The organism is Ruegeria alba (assembly GCF_022321465.1).
GTDB lineage: Bacteria > Pseudomonadota > Alphaproteobacteria > Rhodobacterales > Rhodobacteraceae > Ruegeria_B > Ruegeria_B alba.
This window is the reverse complement of the sequence record NZ_JAKOEM010000036.1, coordinates 1-16,577: the sequence shown is the minus strand read 5'-3', so window position 1 is coordinate 16,577 and position 16,577 is coordinate 1. Positions and strand designations below refer to the sequence as shown.

The window sequence follows — 16,577 nt, the reverse complement described above, 5'->3', positions numbered from 1 at the left end:
GTGGCTCATGGCGCGGGCCTCCGCAGAGCAGGGGCAATGCGGGTGGTGAACCCATGATCAGCCAGTGTGCCCAGCGCATCATCAAGACTGCGGACCATCGCCCAGCCAAAACCCTGCGCCCGTACTGCATCCCGGAACGCTACCTGTGCCGGGCTGAGCCTGCCCTTGACCGACTTCAGTTCCAGGAACAGCACACGCCCCTCGCAGAGCACCACCAGGTCCGCAAAACCGGCATGCACGCCCATGCCGACCAGCATGGCCTGGCGCCGCGCTCCGCGGGGACCGGCCTCGGTCACCTCGTTGGCGCAGTGATGGATGATTGCTGTGCGGGGCAGGGCGAAGCGCAGCGCCTGCACCACGGCCCGCTGCAGATCAGACACGGGTGTGCCACGGCGCTTCATGAGTGCACCCTCCCGCCATCTTCGCGCTGGGCGCGCTGAACCGGCCGCCGGGCATCGACGACCACAAGGAGCCGCTGCGCGGCCTCACGCTCGTCCGCGGTCTCGCCATGCCGGATCAGCACGTCGCAGGCGAGCCGGATCAGGGGGTCGGAATGGTGGGCGACATCGGCGAGGACGGCACGGGCTTCGGCAAGGCGCTCGGTCGGCCAGGCGGATGAAAAGTCAGCCGGAGACATCAGCGACGCCCTCCGGACCGGCGACGGCGGGGTGCGGCCTGTTCCTGCTCTTCGAGCCAGTCCTCGACAGCGGCGCGGCGATAATAGACCTTGCGCCCGGCGCGCACACAGGGCGGTCCGGTCCGCATTGCCTCCCACCGGCGCAGCGTGTCGACCGAGAGGCCGAGTTCCAGCGCAAGATCGAGGCGGCTGATCCAGCCGGTCAGCAAGGTGCGGGGTTTGTCCTTCGGTTCTGGCATCGATCCGAGATGCGGCATCGGGGTCTCCCTGGTCCTGGCCCCAATAGCGGGGGCGTCCAATGGGAGCAGTGAGCGCAGAGCCGACAGGGTGGCGGCGAGGCAGAGGGTGGCAGTGAGAGTGCCGCCCCCATGCCACCCCTTGTTTTGTTGGAGGATTGCCGGTTGGCAGCGCGGGACGTCACGCAGCGGGTCGAGGTCGGTCGGAGCGCCGACAGGACACCAAGCCTGCAAACACCGGCGAACACCCGGATTTACAGCAGATTCGCTCGCATTGACCGACAAACAGGGGGTGGCATCCGGCACGGACGCCCTGCCACCCATTGAATTCTCTGGAGATTTACAAGTTGGGGTGCGTTCACAGCTCAGTTTGGCGAGGTGTCGGCCCTGTCTTCCGCGCGTGATGTCAGCGGCCGTCATGCCGCGAGAGGTCGTGATGACAGCACCCCATTCCGAAACCTTCGGAAAACAAGGGGTGGCACCTGTGCAGCGACCTCTTTGCCACCCTCTGCCTCCCTGCCACCCTGGTCCCCATGCTTGTCTTGATAGTCAGGCGAAACCACGCCTCATGTCGGATGCAACAAGGACTGAGTTCATGCCGGAACGCATCAAACTGACCGAGAAACTGCTCCGCGAGGCCGAGCCTGTGAAGGGGCGCGACTACCAGATCTTCGACGCCGACCTGCGCGGCTTTGCGGTGTGCATCTACCGTGGCGGCGGGAGGGCCTTCACGCTGGACTATCGCCATGCCGGGCGCCAGCGGCGGATGACCTTTGCACGCTGGCCGGACTGGTCGGTGGCGGCGGCACGGGAACGGGCAAAGGAACTGCGGCGCGAGATCGATGCCGGGGGCGATCCTCTCGCCCAGCGCGAGGCAAAGCGGGAGGCGCCCCGCGTGATCGATCTGATCGAACGCTATTGTGCAGAACATCTGCCCAAACTGTCAGAGCGCAGTGCGGCCGATCAGCGGTCGGCATTGTCCAAACTGGTCACCCCGGTCTGGGGTCGCAAGCTCGTCAAGGAAATCACGCCCACCGATGTAGACAAGCTCCTGACCAAGATCGCCGAGGGCAGGGCGCGGCCGCACAAGGACAAGCCGAACAACCGGGCCAGAAAGCTGCAGGGGGTCAAGCTCACCCCGGTGCGCGCCAACCGGATCGGAGAGATGCTGCGCAAGATGTTCACGCTGGCCGTCCAGTGGGGCTGGTGCGAGGACAACCCCGCCCAGCGCTTTCATCGCCGTACTGAGACGCCACGCGAGCGGTTTCTGTCCCGAGAAGAAATCGCACGTCTTGCTGCCGCGCTCGAAGCTGCTGACGATCGGCGCGCGGCCGATATCATTCGCCTCTGCATGTTGACCGGAGCCCGGCTGGGCGAGGTGCGTCAGGCCCGGTTCGAGCAGTTCAACCTCGAACACATGAGCTGGTCAAAACCGCCCACCATGACGAAACAGCGCCGCGCGCATCGGGTACCGATCTCGGAGGAGACCGCGGCCATCGTGCGCCAGCGTCAGCTTCTGGTGCCAGGCGGCGCGCCGTGGCTGTTTCCGGGTGATGCGCCTGGCCAGCCGGTGCAGGAGGTGCGGCGGTTCTGGGCGCAGGTCCAGAAGCAGTGTGGGTTACAGGATGTGCGGATCCACGACCTGCGCCACACCTTTGCCTCGCTCCTGGTCAGCGGGGGTGCTTCTCTCGAGATGATTGGCAAGCTGCTGGGGCACAGCCAGATGCAGACGACATTGCGTTACGCCCACCTTATGGACTCGCCCCTGCGGGCTGGCGTTGACGCTGTGGCCAGCGCCTTTCGGTCGAAACCCAGATTGGTGCATGACGCTGATGATCGGGATATCGCCAAGTCGGCGTGATCCCAAACCATCTCAAGTCATCAGACATGCTCTTTCTGCAGCGCTCGCCAGACCGGTGTGACCTTTCGGCGGATGCTGCGCTCGTCTGGCATCTTCTTGCCGTTCGAGCGATCGGCGAACCAGTCTTGCATGTCTGCAACGAGTTCCGCCTGCGTCGCAGGCAGGCCGTGATCATGAATGCGTTGGATCAGCGCGATGTTCATTCCATCCCAATCGTAGGGAGTAGATGATCCCGACCCAGTGGTCATGCGGCGCACCATGTCGTTGTCTTCCTCGAAGGCGTGCACCTCGTCTGCCAGGATCATCATGTCGGCGATCGCCACCATAATACCATCCGGCGGGTCAGTGATGATCTGCCATTCCGAGGCCCCGGTCGGCATGATCCGGCGCATCACGCCTTCGGTCGGGCCGGTGCCGCAGCGGCGAAAAAGGGGCAAAATATCCATCGGGGAAATCACCACCTGACCCGCGGCCACTTCATCACCACAACGCACTAGGCCAATGCCGGTCATGATGCGGAACCTTCCGGCCGCGGCCCATCCCGCCACGTCGGCGATATTGCAGCCCCAGCGGGCGGTTATTTCCTGAAGGGTAAAGAAAAGGCGTGGGGGCAAAGCCATGGCAAATCATCCTCATACATATGCGAGGATGGGCCGAGCTCATACCTGCGGCATCCCGTGCCACGTGGCACAGGTCAAAGATCGGGCGCGATTATGCTTTAAGCGCCGGGGCGCTTTCCATCGTCAGATGGGTGTTCCGATGAATATGTTCTGCTTTGGGTTGAGGTCTGCTCTCCTCAGGACGAATACCTGCCGCCAGTCTCGATTCGACGCAAGGGGACGCGCCACACGAAATTGTGGATAAGGAAACCGGCGAACGCGAGGTCATCCAGGGCGAATGGTTGCAGACCGGGCACGATGGCGGAAGCCGACAGGTTGGCGGTAAGAATTAGGAGGTGTTCGCAAGGGGATGGACAGCTGCCGTTCGCTGCATGTGCACCCGCGCCCTTGTCTCGATAAGGAAGCGGACATTCCGTCAGGGTGGCACTGACAAACCCTGCGTGACAGACGCAAAAGGGCGGAATCTGGACCCTCTCCGCAGACGGGAAATGCCATGAGCCAACGGTGAAAACGGATTATAAGCGTCAGCCATGCTGCATCTTGTGCGCTTCAGGGCCCGAAGCGGGAACCGATCATTTGCCGTTTGGCGTATGAAAACCAGAAAACTCTTGCCCAGTATTGTGATGAAACTAACAACTGAAAGGCGAGCGCATACTCGGTGCTAGAGCAACGACCCGACCTATATTTGGGCGACGTATCTTTGGAAATGAAAGCAAAAGTACATCTATGGAAATCGACGAAGTAGGACTTTCTGGCCCACTCGTCTGCGAAGCGTGCCCGATTGATGGAGATTGTATCGGAGAACGCTGGACCACCGCAAACGACGCCGAACTCGCTGCCCTGGTTGCCATCGTTGCTATGGGACAAGCTTCTCAGGCGGCACACATTCTTGAAGAGCTGGTTTCACCCGTACCCGCTTTCTCCATGCAAACGCTGAGGCAAGAAGCCAAAATAAAACTGACGGTCGAGGAACCCGCCTCAAAGCCTCGCAAGGGATATCCGCAGTGGCAACGAGACGGTTTTGTCTTCGAGGTCATTTCCTGGATAGCTGCCAAGACTAAGCACGGCGAAGGTGCTCTGTTAAAGGACCCGCATGTCAGTGCGACCTCGCAAGGGCTTGATGGATTGATGCTGCAGCTCAATGCGGACAAGGATGAGGTGACGAGCACCACGGTTTTCGAAGACAAATGTACTGATGATCCGCGCTCGACGTTTTTAGACAAGGTTATTCCGGCTTTCAAGGATCGTCACGCGAACATCCGGAGCGCCGAAATCATAAATGCAGCAGCTACCTTGCTAAGAACGGCCGGACTGAAGCACTCGAACGCAGCTCGCCTTAGTGCCGCCGTCACCGATATAGCCAAGAGGAAATACAGGGCGGCTTTCTCTCTGCCCTTAAGCTTCGACACACTGGAAGAGCGCCAGAAGCTGTTTGCTGACTACGACCGCATCGAACATATTGCATCCGAGCAGCGCATCGGTGCATCTTTCATCACTTCGGATGAAATGCGTAAGTGGATTGCCGGCCTGGCGGATAAGGCTGTCCAATATCTAGATAGCCTTGAGGACGGGGAATGCACCAATGTTTGATGCTCAAACCGCAGCGCTCCTGCGCTCTGCTCCAGAGCTGCCTGGTCTTGACCCGCAGAACTTGCCCGCACTTCTGACATTTCACTACGCGAACCTCGCGTCCTACAGGCTTAGTGGTATTGAATCTGCTGGCGAAGATAGCAGCGACTGGCCACTTCAAAGGATCGCCGACACCTACGAGCTCACGGCGGTTCTTCAGGCTGAGCCCCAGACCGCCCGGGCCGCAGCCTTTGTCGCTGCAACCGCACAACAAATTCTCGCCCGCATTGAGCAGGAAAAGCCTCATGCCATGGGCAATCTACCAAACATTGACAAGGATCGCCTTGATCCGGCTCTATCGGCAGTTCTCTTGTTCATGTTGTCTGAGCAGTTCGCAGATGCGAATGAAGCCACAGCAGCAATTCGCCCCATCGTAGAAGGCCAACTCTATGAGGCCACGATCCTGACCGAGCATATCGCTGATCTGGGAACAGGCCGTTTGCATGACATCCTCGGTAGATCGGAAAGATGGCGTAGGCCTCGCGTTATCGAATCTCTCGAAGAAAGAGCCCTTGCGGCGCTGATGGAGACCATTGCCACAGGCATTGAGCTCTTCGCCGCGAATTTTCTGAGAGAACCCGCGCCAGGCGTTATTGCAGATCGCTACGAGAGTCCGCGATTGGCTTTTGAGCGCGTGATAGAACTATCGGCTGGAAAGCGACCATTTGCGACTACATATGGGCCGATAGACATTGTTTATGCAGGCACTCATCATCTGGCCTCTTTGCTGCTAGCTGCAACAGACGGTATTTCATCTGCCAGTCTAATGAATATCCCTCCACCCGATGGCGCGGACGAAAACGATTGGAACGGATGGCTTCGCTATCGAAGCAAGAGGTTCCCCTATATGTGGCCGAACCATAGGCAGGCCGTACAGCGGGACTTTCATGAGACAGGAGTTTCAAGTGTCGTTGTTCTGCCTACAGGCGCCGGCAAGACGACAGTGTCCTCGCTGAAGATTGCTGGCGTTCTTGCGCGAGGCAAGAAGGTCGTATTTCTCGCTCCCACTCATGCACTCGTGGAGCAACTGACCGAGGACCTTCAGGAAATGTTTCCAAAGGACTTGCTCGGTTCGGTCGTGTCCAGTGACTTCGACCTCCTCCTCCAAGAAGATGCGATATTTCAGGACGTCGAGGTGATGACGCCCGAACGCTGCCTTGCCATGCTGTCCTTCGCTCAAGAAGCGTTCAAGGACGTTGGCCTCCTTGTGTTCGATGAGTGCCATCTATTGAGCCCGGAGTCGGGTAAGATCAGGCGCGCTCTGGATGGAATGCTCTGCGTTCTGGGATTCAACCATGTTGCACCTGAAGCCGATATTCTTTTCCTCTCAGCGATGGTCAAAAACGGCACTGAGCTTGCCGGTTGGCTTAAGCAACTGACAGGCAGGAAAACTGTCGACGTTGATTTGATCTGGAAACCAAGTCGTCAGGCACGCGGCGTTGTTATCTATGATTCAGCCGAGCTGGAAACGGCCAAAGCAAACTCTTTATCCAAACAACAGCAAGAGGATCAAAGACTTGGAAAAACTGCCAACAGCCTCAGAAAAGTAGCGAAAGAGGCGCTCTTGGCCCAGCCCTACGCCATCTGGGGACTTCAGCATAACTGGCTCTCGGGGCAGCAGGCATTTTGTTCGACTACACCATTGCTGCGCGGCCAAGTTAATTTAGCCGGGAATCTTAAAGATGGCCCTTCGGTGTGGCTTACACCCAACGCAAATAGCGTGGCTTCGCAAATTGCATCCGTTGCAGCCTCAAAGGGGCTGAAAACAATTGTTTTTGTGAACACCAAAAATGATGCTGTCAAAGTGGCTGGTGAAATATCGGACATACTCGATGAGAGAATTAATCCTACCGAGAAAGAAGAGTTGCATTGGATAGCGCTTGAACTCGAACTCGGAGGACTAAGGCACTCACTGCTACCTGGCCCCGCTGCGGCCGTACCCCATAACTCCGCAATGCTGAGACTGGAGCGAGACCTCGCTGAAAGGATGTTCAAGCGATCAAATGGTGCCAAGGTCATCGTTGCCACGCCTACGCTGGCGCAAGGTCTGAACCTTCCTGCTCATTTTGCAATACTTGCCGGAGACAAACGCGCCAGCGCAAAAGGTGGGCGCGAAAGTCTTGAAGCCCACGAGATTCTAAACGCGGCTGCGCGCGCCGGGCGCGCGGGACACTTGGCCAATGGGTTGGTGCTACTTGTTCCAGAGCCTATCATTGATTTTAAACAGACGAATAACCTCTCTCACCGAACAGTCGAAAAACTTAAAGCAGTTCTGCCCGAAGACGATCATTGCGTCACTATCGCGGACCCTCTGCAAACGGTGTTGGACCGGGTGAACGTTGGCGAAACCGCTGACCCGCAGGTCAAATACACGATTAATCGTTTTGCGAACCTACCGGCAGGTAATCCGGAGACCATCCCTGATCGGCTTTTTGATCTCAAGAAGTCACTCGCCGCCCATATTGCTCAAAACAGGTCTGAAGCCGATGAGTTTGAAGCCAAGTTGGAGACTTTTACGAAGGCTGTAGAAGAATATCATTCAGGGGGGCTTGATGAAACCACGGCTATCCTTGCTTCGCAAAGTGGTCTGTCGTCAGAAATTGTGCTCAGGCTTCGGGATCGCATCGTTGCGGCAAAAGGAAAGCTACCGATAGACATACCCGCTTGGATTTCGTGGATGACAGAGTGGCTGATTGAGGACAAAGAGGCTTGCAATGAACTACTCGGAGACACTAAGGCCGGGATACTTTCTGCGGCAGGCAAGACCCAAACCGATCCTCTGGACGAAGCTGTCTTACGTCACATCCTTCCTGGCATTCTAAGCTGGATAGCAGGGGCGCCACTATCCGAGATCGACAGAGTTTTGGGCGGAGAGCCAAGCTCCCCAGCGATTACCAAAAGGACTTGTCCTAGAGCTCGAGCTCTCGCGAGTGCGGTGATCCCCAGAGGGTATTCCTTTGTACTGGGTTTAGTTGCACATGTCGTGAAGGAACTCGATCCCTTTGATAAGCAGGAAGACCTGGACCAGCAAGTTGTCGAGGTGATGAGCACGGCGCTTCGACTTGGGTTTGATACAGCGGACAAGCTATTCTTTGCTCGTGATAACAAAGATGCATTGGGGCGAGTTCAGGCGCACTTGTTGTGGCAACAGCAATCAATTGTTCCAAGCAATTTCAGTCTCTAAGAAGGGCTGATGTGCATCGGGAGAGTAGACGCGAACGCCCACTTCGGTGGTTGCTGCGGCGCGGCTTGCCAGCGTGCGCGAAGGTCAGCAATGGGCCGCAAGCGACGGTACATCCTTTCAATGAATGCCCGATTTGACGCAACCTTTGACCTCCTGCATCCCGATTTCTGGTTTGGGGACGGGCGATCATTTCCAATGATGTGTCCCGCGGAGTCTCGCGATGCACTGGTACCGCCTGGCCTAATACGGCTACATGCACGAGCGAGAGCATCTGTGAGGGAAAATGGGCGAGCGCACTGATATTTCCGACCTCCTTGCCTTCATTGGGAGAGAAGGGAACTGGGGTGAACGGCTGCAGGACGTGGTCGCTGAACACATCGTTCCGGCGCTTGAGGAATTCGAAATCGATTTCGATGACTTGGCCGATCTCCTGGGAGAGCAATGGCCGGGTGTGCTGTGGGGCTGTGGCTTCGAAGACTTTCTTGGGCAGCACTATGAGGACGGGAATATCGTCGATCTTTACCTGAAACGCCGCGGCTGGAAAGAAACGGCCCTGAACCGAGCTTATTTCGAGGCGCTGCGGGATACGCCGATCAGCCTATACGAGGTAAGCGATGTCCAGCCGGGTTCCTCAATGGTGTTGCGCGACCTGCTGTCGGATGATGAGCCTGTCATGGTGCGGGAGAAATCGGCCACACACACGCTCAAGCAATGGGACCGGATCGCAGTGCGGGTGGTTCCTGAGCGTGACCACCATGTCATCTCGGGCGCATTGCTTCCCTATTCGGCCGACGCAACAGATTTCCTGTTTTCCGGATTGCGGGACGGGTTGAAACTGAAGAAGCGCGAAGCCCTTCGCCTCAGCAAAGAGCAGCTGAAAGGCTGCGCGCCGATTTTCACCGCTGCCTGGTTGTTCACGGAAATTGCTCACGCTTTAACCCCGGTACAACCGCAATTTTCCAACTCGGATGGCGACGATGTGGTTTTCCATGATTTGCGCTTCCCGCTGGCCAGCGGCGTGACGCAGAAGGCGCTCGCGGAACGGTTGGACAAGGTGAAGGGTTTCGTGCCCGAGGGGCCGAAATTCTGGAACTGGCTTGCCACCCGAAAACCGCAGGGCAGAAAGGCGACGGCCAGTACCATGCTTGAGACCGAGATGGACGGCACAACGGTCCTGGGTTCGCTTGAACTGAAAGGCCGGACCTTGCTGGTGTCGGTCAATTCCGCCCAGCGCGCGGCGATGGTGGAATCGTTGATAACGAAGGCTGCCGGCGCATTGCTGAAGCGTCCATTGACCGAGATCCGCACGGTCGACCAGATGATGGCTGAGCAGGATAGCGACGAGCCACAAGAGGCTGCTGACGAAATCCCACCCGAGATTGCTCGGCAACTGATGCAGGATCACCTGGACAGACATTACCGAGAAACACTGGACGCGCCGATCCCGGCTCTGGGCGGCAAGTCACCGCGCAAGGCTGTTCAATCGGCAGCGGGCCGGGAAAAGGTTATCGACTGGCTGAAGATGCTAGAAAACCGGAGCGCCGCACACGGCGAGGGTCCAATTGCAGGGTACGATTTCGGCTGGATGTGGGTCGAGCTTGGGCTGCAGAAATATCGGCGATGATAGCAACCGCGGAGGTGCCAGATGGTGATCAAGCGGGAAGAGTGCACGGCCTACATCAACGCCACATCAACCTGCGACTGCGGGCTTCGCGCTGACTTTGCATGTGAATCCGAACTGTTGCTGACGTATGCGAGGGTGAAAGTCGCGCCAAAACAAAAGCTTATCGCGTAACCGATTGTTTTCATTGAGGCATTGGAAGCGGCTGGCTTTGGGCTCATAACCTGAAGGTCGTAGGTTCAAATCCTACTCCCGCAACCAAAATACTACACAATATCAATTTCTTACACGGCGCCCCACAGGGCGCTTTCGTAGTTGCGCAATTCTGGTCAACGCTCAGTCAACATTCGACAAGGCCCTGTTTTTTAGCTTCTGGTAAAAAGAATTTGAGCCATCGGAAATCCACAAGTGGATCGCTGGTTCCTCTTCAATTCCATACGGAATATGGAAAACCCGACCGCACCTGTGGCACGGTCGGGGAAGAGGTCAATCGCTGGCCTTGAGCATCGCGTCCTTCAGTTTGGCAATGTCAGCATCCGACAGTTTGGGGCGATTGACCTTGATGGTCAGTTTCTCAAGCTTTGCCGTCAGGGGGAAAGGCGGCTTGTAGTCGGCGTCATTCACCCCGGTCAGCGTATCGGAGCCGATGTCGAATGCCTCGTCCCATTGCAGGATCATCGGCAGGGTGTGCTTCATCTCCTTGGATGCGACTGGTTTGCCGTCAACCATGAGCGTACCCGTGCCGCCCTTTCCAAGCCCGCTGGCGCTGCCAAAGGCGAGGGTGGCCGCGCCGAGCCCTTCATATTCAAAGTCGAAGGCGACAGTGTGCTTGCCGGGAGCCAACACGTCAGGCCCTTCCCAGGCGATGCGTTCGAGGTTGACCATGTTCCAGAGGAACACGGGCTTACCGTCCTTGAGATAGAACCCATAACCTCCGAACCGGCCGCCCGATGTCAGGATCATGCCTTCGGCGCCGCCTTCGGGCACGTCGATCTCGGCCGTGATGGTGTACGAACTGTTCAGGATACTCGGAGAGTCACCTTGCGGCAGGCCCGTCATAGGCCGGGTATAGACGAACTCGTCCCGGCCTGCGGTGATGTTCGGTCGCGGTTGGGCAAGCCGAGTGGTGACCGAAGCATCCATCGGGAAGATCTGATATTTCTTTGCTTCCTCGATAAAGATCGCTTTCAGCTCCTCGACCTTTTCGGCGTGCTGCGCTGCCACATCTGTCGTCTGGTTGATATCCTTGGTCAGGTCATAGAGCTCCAGAACCTGATTGTTGAGCGGATCGGGGTTCGGCTTGCCGGGCGTTTCCCACGGCATGCGGTTGACCTTTGTGCTCAGCAGCCAGCCGTCGTGATAGAGCGCCCATTGGCCCATCATCTCGAAATACTGCGTGCGGTGGCGGCTGGGTGCGTCGGCATTTGCCTTGTCGAACGTATAGGCAAAGCTAGTGCCTTCGATCGGCGATTGCAGGATGCCGTCCACCTCCAGCGGGGCCTCCAGCCCGGCAGCTTCCAGAATGGTCGGCATCACGTCGATCACGTGCATGAACTGATCGCGCCGACCGCCCTTGTCGGTGATTTTCTGCGGCCACGAGACCACCATGTTCTGGCGGATGCCGCCCAAGCGGTTCGCGTTCTGCTTGAAGTAGTCGAACGGCGTGTCAAAGGCCCAGGACCAGCCGGCGGACATGTGGTTGTAGGTTTCCTCGGTTCCCCAGACGTCATACCATTTCATCTGGGTCTCGGCGGGCATTTCCGCCACGCCATTGAACCATGCCACCTCGTTCGGGGTACCCATCGGGCCGCCTTCGGCGCTGGTGCCGTTGTCGCCATTGATGTAGATTATCAGGGTGTTGTCGAGCTTGCCCAGGTCGTCGATAGCCTGGATCACCCTACCGATTTCGTGATCGCTGTAAGCCGCGTAGGCCGCGAAAACCTCGACCTGACGGATGAACAGCTTTTTCTCGGTTTCCGTCAACTGGTCCCAGGGTTTCAGCTTGTCAGCCGGCCACGGAGCCAGCTTGGCATCCTGAGGCACCAGCCCAAGCTTTTTCTGGTTCTCGAAGATCGTCTGTCGCAGCGCCTCATATCCGTTGTCGAACAGATCCATGGCTGCGATCTTGTCGACCCATTCTTTGGTCGGGTGATGCGGTGCATGGGTCGCGCCGGGGGCGTATTTGACGAAAAACGGCTTGTCCGGGGCGATCTGGTGCAGGTCGGTGATATGGGCGATTGCGTCATCCGCCATCGCGGTCACCAGGTTCCATTCCGGGTTGCCATCGAACGGATAGATCGGCGTCGTGTTCCTGTAGAGGTTTGGTTGCCACTGGTTGGCATCACCCCCGACGAAACCATAGAAATACTCGAAACCGAGACCTGTCGGCCAGAGATCGAACGGCCCGGCCTGGCTGGACTGGAAGGCCGGAACGTTGTGGTCCTTTCCGAACCACGAGGTTGCGTAACCGTTTTCGAGCAGGACGCGCCCGATGGTGGCCTTGTCCCTGGTGATGATGCTGTTGTAGCCGGGATAGCCGGTAGATTGCTCGGAAATCACCCCGAAACCCACCGAGTGATGGTTGCGCCCGGTGATCAGCGCGGCCCTGGTGGGTGAGCACAAGGCAGTCGAATGGATATTGGTGAAACGCAATCCCTCGGCTGCGAGGCTGTCCATCGTTTCGGTGGGGATCACCCCGCCAAAAGTGCTGGGCACGCCGAAACCGGCATCGTCTGTGAGGATCAGCAGGACGTTCGGTGCGCCATCCGGTGGCGTCACACGCGGTGGCCACCAGGGTTCGGACTGAAGGGCCTGTTCCTTGATCACGCCGCCAAAGGCGGGAGGTGGCGAAGGCAGTTGCCGGCCGTCGATGGTGGATGTTGCATTGGGCGAACCAGCCGCAGCGCGGGGCTGCCCCGTGTCCTGCGCAAACGCGGGAGAGACCAGCGCAAGCAAGCCGGTCAGGACCGTTGCCTTGATTGGTCGCAGCATATCCATGGTGCATCCTTTCCTGTGGTTGAACGAAGTTTCTTCGAGTGCCGTCGCGGTCCCTTGTCAGCAGTGGCGGGATTGCCGGGCACCGGAACGTCGTGCCGAAGATTCATCCCTTGTTTGAAATCCGACAATCATCTGTCCCAAGGCCACGGCTGGCTGTCTTGCTGGAAAACCGTGGCCGACAATCGAATGCCTCAGCAGTTGTAGACGCCCGCCGCGCAACGGCGCACCGTCCTGCGCCCCACGCCTGCGACACTCACCGGTGTGAGAGGGCGACCCACGCGGGCCTCGGCTTGTCCGATCAGGGAAACAGGCGTCAATTCTGGAACTGGACCCAATGGGCCGGAAAGTCCGGCGAGCGTCAATGTCAATGCGATTGCGGCAAACCTGGATGACCTGCGCATCATTTCTCGACCTCCACGATGAAGTTCGGCGGCAGGTTTCGGGCGCCCTTGAGGTAGTCCGCCAGGGCGACTTCGGTCGCGGCCGCCGGTTTTTCAGGTGCAAAATCCGCTTCGACCGGGCCTGCCTGCCATTTGTGCACCTCGATCCGGTACTGCGGGGCGAGGGGAATGTTTCGGGACGTGATGATGAACATGCAGGGGTATGGGGTATCGCCCTGGGCGACCCAGATCTGCCAGTCGGCCTCTTCACCCCGCAAGGCGAGGTGATCGCAAAGCATCCCTGATACGACCCCAACGCCCAGGTCCTTGATCTCCGCCGTTGGTGCGGTCAATCCCCCATGGCCTCCGCCAGTCAGCAGGTCCGCCGCGGGCAGGGGTTTGGCAAAATCATCCCTCAGCGTGTCGATCAAATGGTCAAGCGTGCCGGGCAGCGCGTGCCGGGCAAACAGCCCGGCGTCGGAATCGGTCAGCGACAGGGTCTGGCCATCGAAGGCCAGATCGGTGTCCGTGTACCCGGTTCTGCGCAGCACGCGGATTTTGTCTGGCCGAACCAATGCAACCGATCCGGATGCGGCAAGCCCAAGTCTTTCGCCATCGGTGGTCACGATCTCATGATATTCCTCGAAATCGAAAGAAAGGGCGTCGAGGGACGACACATACTCGGTCATCGACCCCAGGATCTTGCGTGCATCGGCTTCTTCGCCAACCGTTGCCCCCGCCGTGCCAAACAACAGGCTGCCGGCCAGTACTGCAGTTTTGAGAAGTGATGAATTCGACATTTCCTTCACGTGACTACCTCCATGAAATCAAATGCAATTCTTCCATAGCCCTCTTAGGGAAATTGAAAAACTTTCCGGGTTTCGACCCAGACCAGCCAAATCGGCGGTCGGTCCGCTTCCTGTCGACCTGACTGAAAAGTTGACGGCTAAGCTGGGTCTTCGGTATTGATCTGGATCAAGAAAGATCTTTGAACTTGACTTTGTGGGCCACGCCGTGAGGCAGGTTCGATGGGAGGCCGTGTGAGCATTTCGATCCCCCTCATTCGCGCCGCGGCCATCCATCCGATGCGACGTTGGTTGAATGAGACAGGCCGAAACGCCATACCGTTGCTCGAGAAGAGCGGGCTGGACTGGGTGCCGGAGGGCGATCCGTTCGTGCCCATCCCGTTGCGCGGGGCCGTTTCCTTTCTTGCTGAGATCGCGCGGACGGAAGGCCCCGACGCCCCGTTCCGGATCGTCGGCGATCAGGGCGCATTCGAAATCGGTTTGATCGGAGCGGTAGCATTTAGTGGCAGTACGGTTCGCGAGGGGTTGCAGAGGGTCGCGCGGCACATGCGGCGGCATTGCACGCACGAGCTTTTCTTTGTTGACGAACTGGAGGACGCGATTCTGGTGCGGGACGGCTGGAGCCTGAACCTTGGGCCGGATGACCATCTGCATGCGGTGCAACAATATGTTGCGGCACTTGTCTACATGATCTGCAGCGTAGCGTCGGGCCGCCATGGGAACGCGGCAGCGGTGGAGATGCTGCCGCACCCGCAATCCGGATTGGCGCACCTTAGACCCTGGCTTGGGAGCCGGGTCGCTCCGGCACGCAGTCGGGCGTTGGTGATGACGATCGACAATGCTGTGGCGGACCAGCCCATGCCGGAATGGGTGGGGATGAGGATGTCGGGCGCATTGATCGCCGAAGCGCCTGACTTGAATACGGGCTCCACGCTTGGCGATGGCTTGTCCGTATTGCTTGAAAGTATGCTGTCGGAAAAACGGCCGACGGTGGACTACGCCGCGCGGGCAGCTGGCGTAAGCGCTCGCACGCTCAAGCGCCGGCTTCAAGACGAAGACACCAGTTTTTCCCATATACTGGAAAGTGTTCGCGTAAGCCTTGCCCAGCGCCTGCTTTCCGCGAAAGACCCACCTTCGCATGCGGTTGTGTCCAAGAAACTGGGGTTCGCAAACCAGGAGACCCTGAGCCGAGCGATCGGTCGTTGGAAGCGCAAGTCAATGACTTGAGAGCCAATTTGTAACGGAAGGTTTGGAATGAGCCATTCGAACAGAGTTGGAATGAACCCGAAACGCAGGATTGTGATCAAGGGTCATTAATTGACCCCGTATAACCAGTGAACTCTCACATGGCTTGATCGCTGAACGGCAATTCATCATAGCTTATGTCAATCCCACACCCCCGCGCCTGCTCCCTCATCACAGCGTAATCAGCCATCATCTCCAAGATCACCGCCCCCTCCGGCAGCCGCTCCAACTCCTCCGCCGCCCGCCGCTGTTCCTCCCGGCTGTAGTCTACAACCGTCGGACAGACCCCATGTCCATCCCCATCAAAACCGCCCGCCGCGCAGCCGCTCAGCAAGCTCGTGGTGATCGCGAGGACGGCGAGCCGCCGCCTGAAGCATCCTTCGCTGGATTTCATGGGCCTTCTCCATCGCCTCGAGCTTTTCCGCCATCCGCCCGGCGCGCTCGCCCGAGCGGCGCAGCGCCAGCAGGAACATCAGGATCGCCAGCGCGGTGACGGCATAGCGCAGCGTCGCTTGCCCCGCCGCGCTCCCCGCAATCCATGCAACGACCCCACCAATCACCGCCGCCCCCGGTGCCAATCATCCAGCCGCGCATAGATGATGACCGCGATGCCACCAAGGGCTGCGGCAATGAATACCCAGCGCAGTGCATCGAGATACGGCACCAGCGGCAGGACTGCGGACTGCGTCTCGGCCAAAACCTGCTGCGCCACCTCGACACCTGCTGCGCCCAGCGTCGCCACACCCGCCGCGCCACCCCCCTTCATGGTCCGGCTTTCTGCCAGCACCTCGCGTGCCGGCGGGGTCTCTGCCGCGAACGCCGTCTCCCGAACCGGGAACCGCTCGCCCCACTGCCGTGCGGGGCCCAGGTCGACATGGATGAAGTCCGAACGCGGATAGAAGCCGAAGCCGAGGAAGCCGACCTCGCGCGCCGCCGCCTCGAATGCCACCGGATCATGGTTCGCCATGGCGATGTCGAAGGCGGTGCCCTGCATGTGTTTCGAGGCCGGCGCGCCGCCAACGGCGCGGTTGTGCTCTGGACTGCGATAGGCCGAGCGAACAATCAGCGGCTTGCCCAGCCGGTCCCGCAGCGCCTGCAACTTGTCGAGAGCGGGTTCGTTGATCAGCAGCTTGCCGGTCCCGCGGCAGGCGATTTCCGTCGGCGAGAAGGTCGGCCAGCGCCAGGCGGCCTCCGGCATGTCGCGCCAGTGGGCATAAAAGGTTGTGGTCATAGGATGTCTCCAGAAACAGGGCCGCCGCCTCGGAAGGCGGCGGATACGTGGGTGTTGGTTGGGAATGTCAGGGATTACGGAAGTGCAACCTGCGGATCACCGCCAGCCCTACGGCCCACCGCCAAAGAGC

Annotated in this window: 13 protein-coding genes; 5 read left to right on the top strand and 8 right to left on the bottom strand. The window is 59.0% G+C overall.

The window, feature by feature from the left end; genetic code table 11:
- Positions 1-5 precede the first annotated feature (5 nt).
- Genes MB818_RS21230 through MB818_RS21220 form a run of 3 tightly spaced genes read right to left on the bottom strand, consistent with a single transcriptional unit; the run spans position 6 to position 894 of the window.
- Positions 6-401, bottom strand: a complete 396-nt coding sequence (locus tag MB818_RS21230) for a VRR-NUC domain-containing protein (protein ID WP_238906373.1) — start codon at positions 399-401, stop codon at positions 6-8.
- On the bottom strand, positions 398-637 hold the full coding sequence (locus MB818_RS21225) for a hypothetical protein (RefSeq protein WP_238906372.1): 240 nt from the start codon (positions 635-637) through the stop codon (positions 398-400). Before MB818_RS21225 ends, MB818_RS21230 begins: the two co-directional genes overlap by 4 nt.
- On the bottom strand, positions 637-894 hold the full coding sequence (locus MB818_RS21220) for a helix-turn-helix transcriptional regulator (RefSeq protein WP_238906371.1): 258 nt from the start codon (positions 892-894) through the stop codon (positions 637-639). The genes MB818_RS21225 and MB818_RS21220 overlap by 1 nt, the downstream gene beginning before the upstream one ends.
- A gap of 574 nt (positions 895-1,468) precedes the next feature.
- Between MB818_RS21220 and MB818_RS21215 the strand changes: the two genes are divergently transcribed.
- Positions 1,469-2,734, top strand: a complete 1,266-nt coding sequence (locus MB818_RS21215) for a tyrosine-type recombinase/integrase (RefSeq protein WP_238906370.1) — start codon at positions 1,469-1,471, stop codon at positions 2,732-2,734.
- Between the two features lie 20 nt (positions 2,735-2,754).
- Here the strand turns inward: MB818_RS21215 and MB818_RS21210 are convergent, their stop codons facing one another.
- Positions 2,755-3,354: a hypothetical protein gene (locus MB818_RS21210; protein ID WP_238906369.1), complete on the bottom strand. Its 600-nt coding sequence runs from the start codon at positions 3,352-3,354 to the stop codon at positions 2,755-2,757.
- 726 nt (positions 3,355-4,080) lie between these two features.
- Here MB818_RS21210 and MB818_RS21205 point away from each other — a divergent pair.
- From MB818_RS21205 to MB818_RS21195, 3 genes are all read left to right on the top strand, one after another.
- A complete protein-coding gene (locus MB818_RS21205; RefSeq protein WP_238906368.1) occupies positions 4,081-4,944 on the top strand; it encodes a hypothetical protein in 864 nt (287 codons plus the stop codon).
- The gene (locus tag MB818_RS21200; protein WP_238906366.1) at positions 4,937-8,167 is read left to right on the top strand and encodes a DEAD/DEAH box helicase; all 3,231 of its coding nucleotides are present in this window, start codon (positions 4,937-4,939) and stop codon (positions 8,165-8,167) included. Before MB818_RS21205 ends, MB818_RS21200 begins: the two co-directional genes overlap by 8 nt.
- 283 nt (positions 8,168-8,450) lie before the next feature.
- Positions 8,451-9,791, top strand: a complete 1,341-nt coding sequence (locus MB818_RS21195) for a DUF7986 domain-containing protein (protein WP_238906365.1) — start codon at positions 8,451-8,453, stop codon at positions 9,789-9,791.
- A gap of 483 nt (positions 9,792-10,274) precedes the next feature.
- Here MB818_RS21195 and MB818_RS21190 read toward each other — a convergent pair whose 3' ends face one another.
- Both MB818_RS21190 and MB818_RS21185 read right to left on the bottom strand, forming a co-directional pair.
- Positions 10,275-12,785 (bottom strand): arylsulfatase, encoded by a 2,511-nt coding sequence (locus tag MB818_RS21190; protein WP_238906364.1) that lies wholly within the window; start codon positions 12,783-12,785, stop codon positions 10,275-10,277.
- A 400-nt stretch (positions 12,786-13,185) separates the two neighbouring features.
- Positions 13,186-13,965, bottom strand: coding sequence for a DUF2092 domain-containing protein (locus tag MB818_RS21185; RefSeq protein ID WP_238906374.1), 780 nt, complete (start codon positions 13,963-13,965; stop codon positions 13,186-13,188).
- Between the two features lie 240 nt (positions 13,966-14,205).
- On the opposite strand from MB818_RS21185, the gene MB818_RS21180 reads away from it, so the two are divergent.
- Positions 14,206-15,198 (top strand): AraC family transcriptional regulator, encoded by a 993-nt coding sequence (locus tag MB818_RS21180; RefSeq protein WP_238906363.1) that lies wholly within the window; start codon positions 14,206-14,208, stop codon positions 15,196-15,198.
- 320 nt (positions 15,199-15,518) lie between these two features.
- On the opposite strand, the gene MB818_RS21175 is transcribed toward MB818_RS21180, so the two are convergent.
- Entirely contained in the window at positions 15,519-15,776 is a 258-nt protein-coding gene (locus MB818_RS21175) for a hypothetical protein (RefSeq protein WP_238906362.1), read from the bottom strand.
- Positions 15,773-16,447: a YcbK family protein gene (locus MB818_RS21170; protein ID WP_238906361.1), complete on the bottom strand. Its 675-nt coding sequence runs from the start codon at positions 16,445-16,447 to the stop codon at positions 15,773-15,775. Before MB818_RS21170 ends, MB818_RS21175 begins: the two co-directional genes overlap by 4 nt.
- Positions 16,448-16,577: the final 130 nt, after the last annotated feature.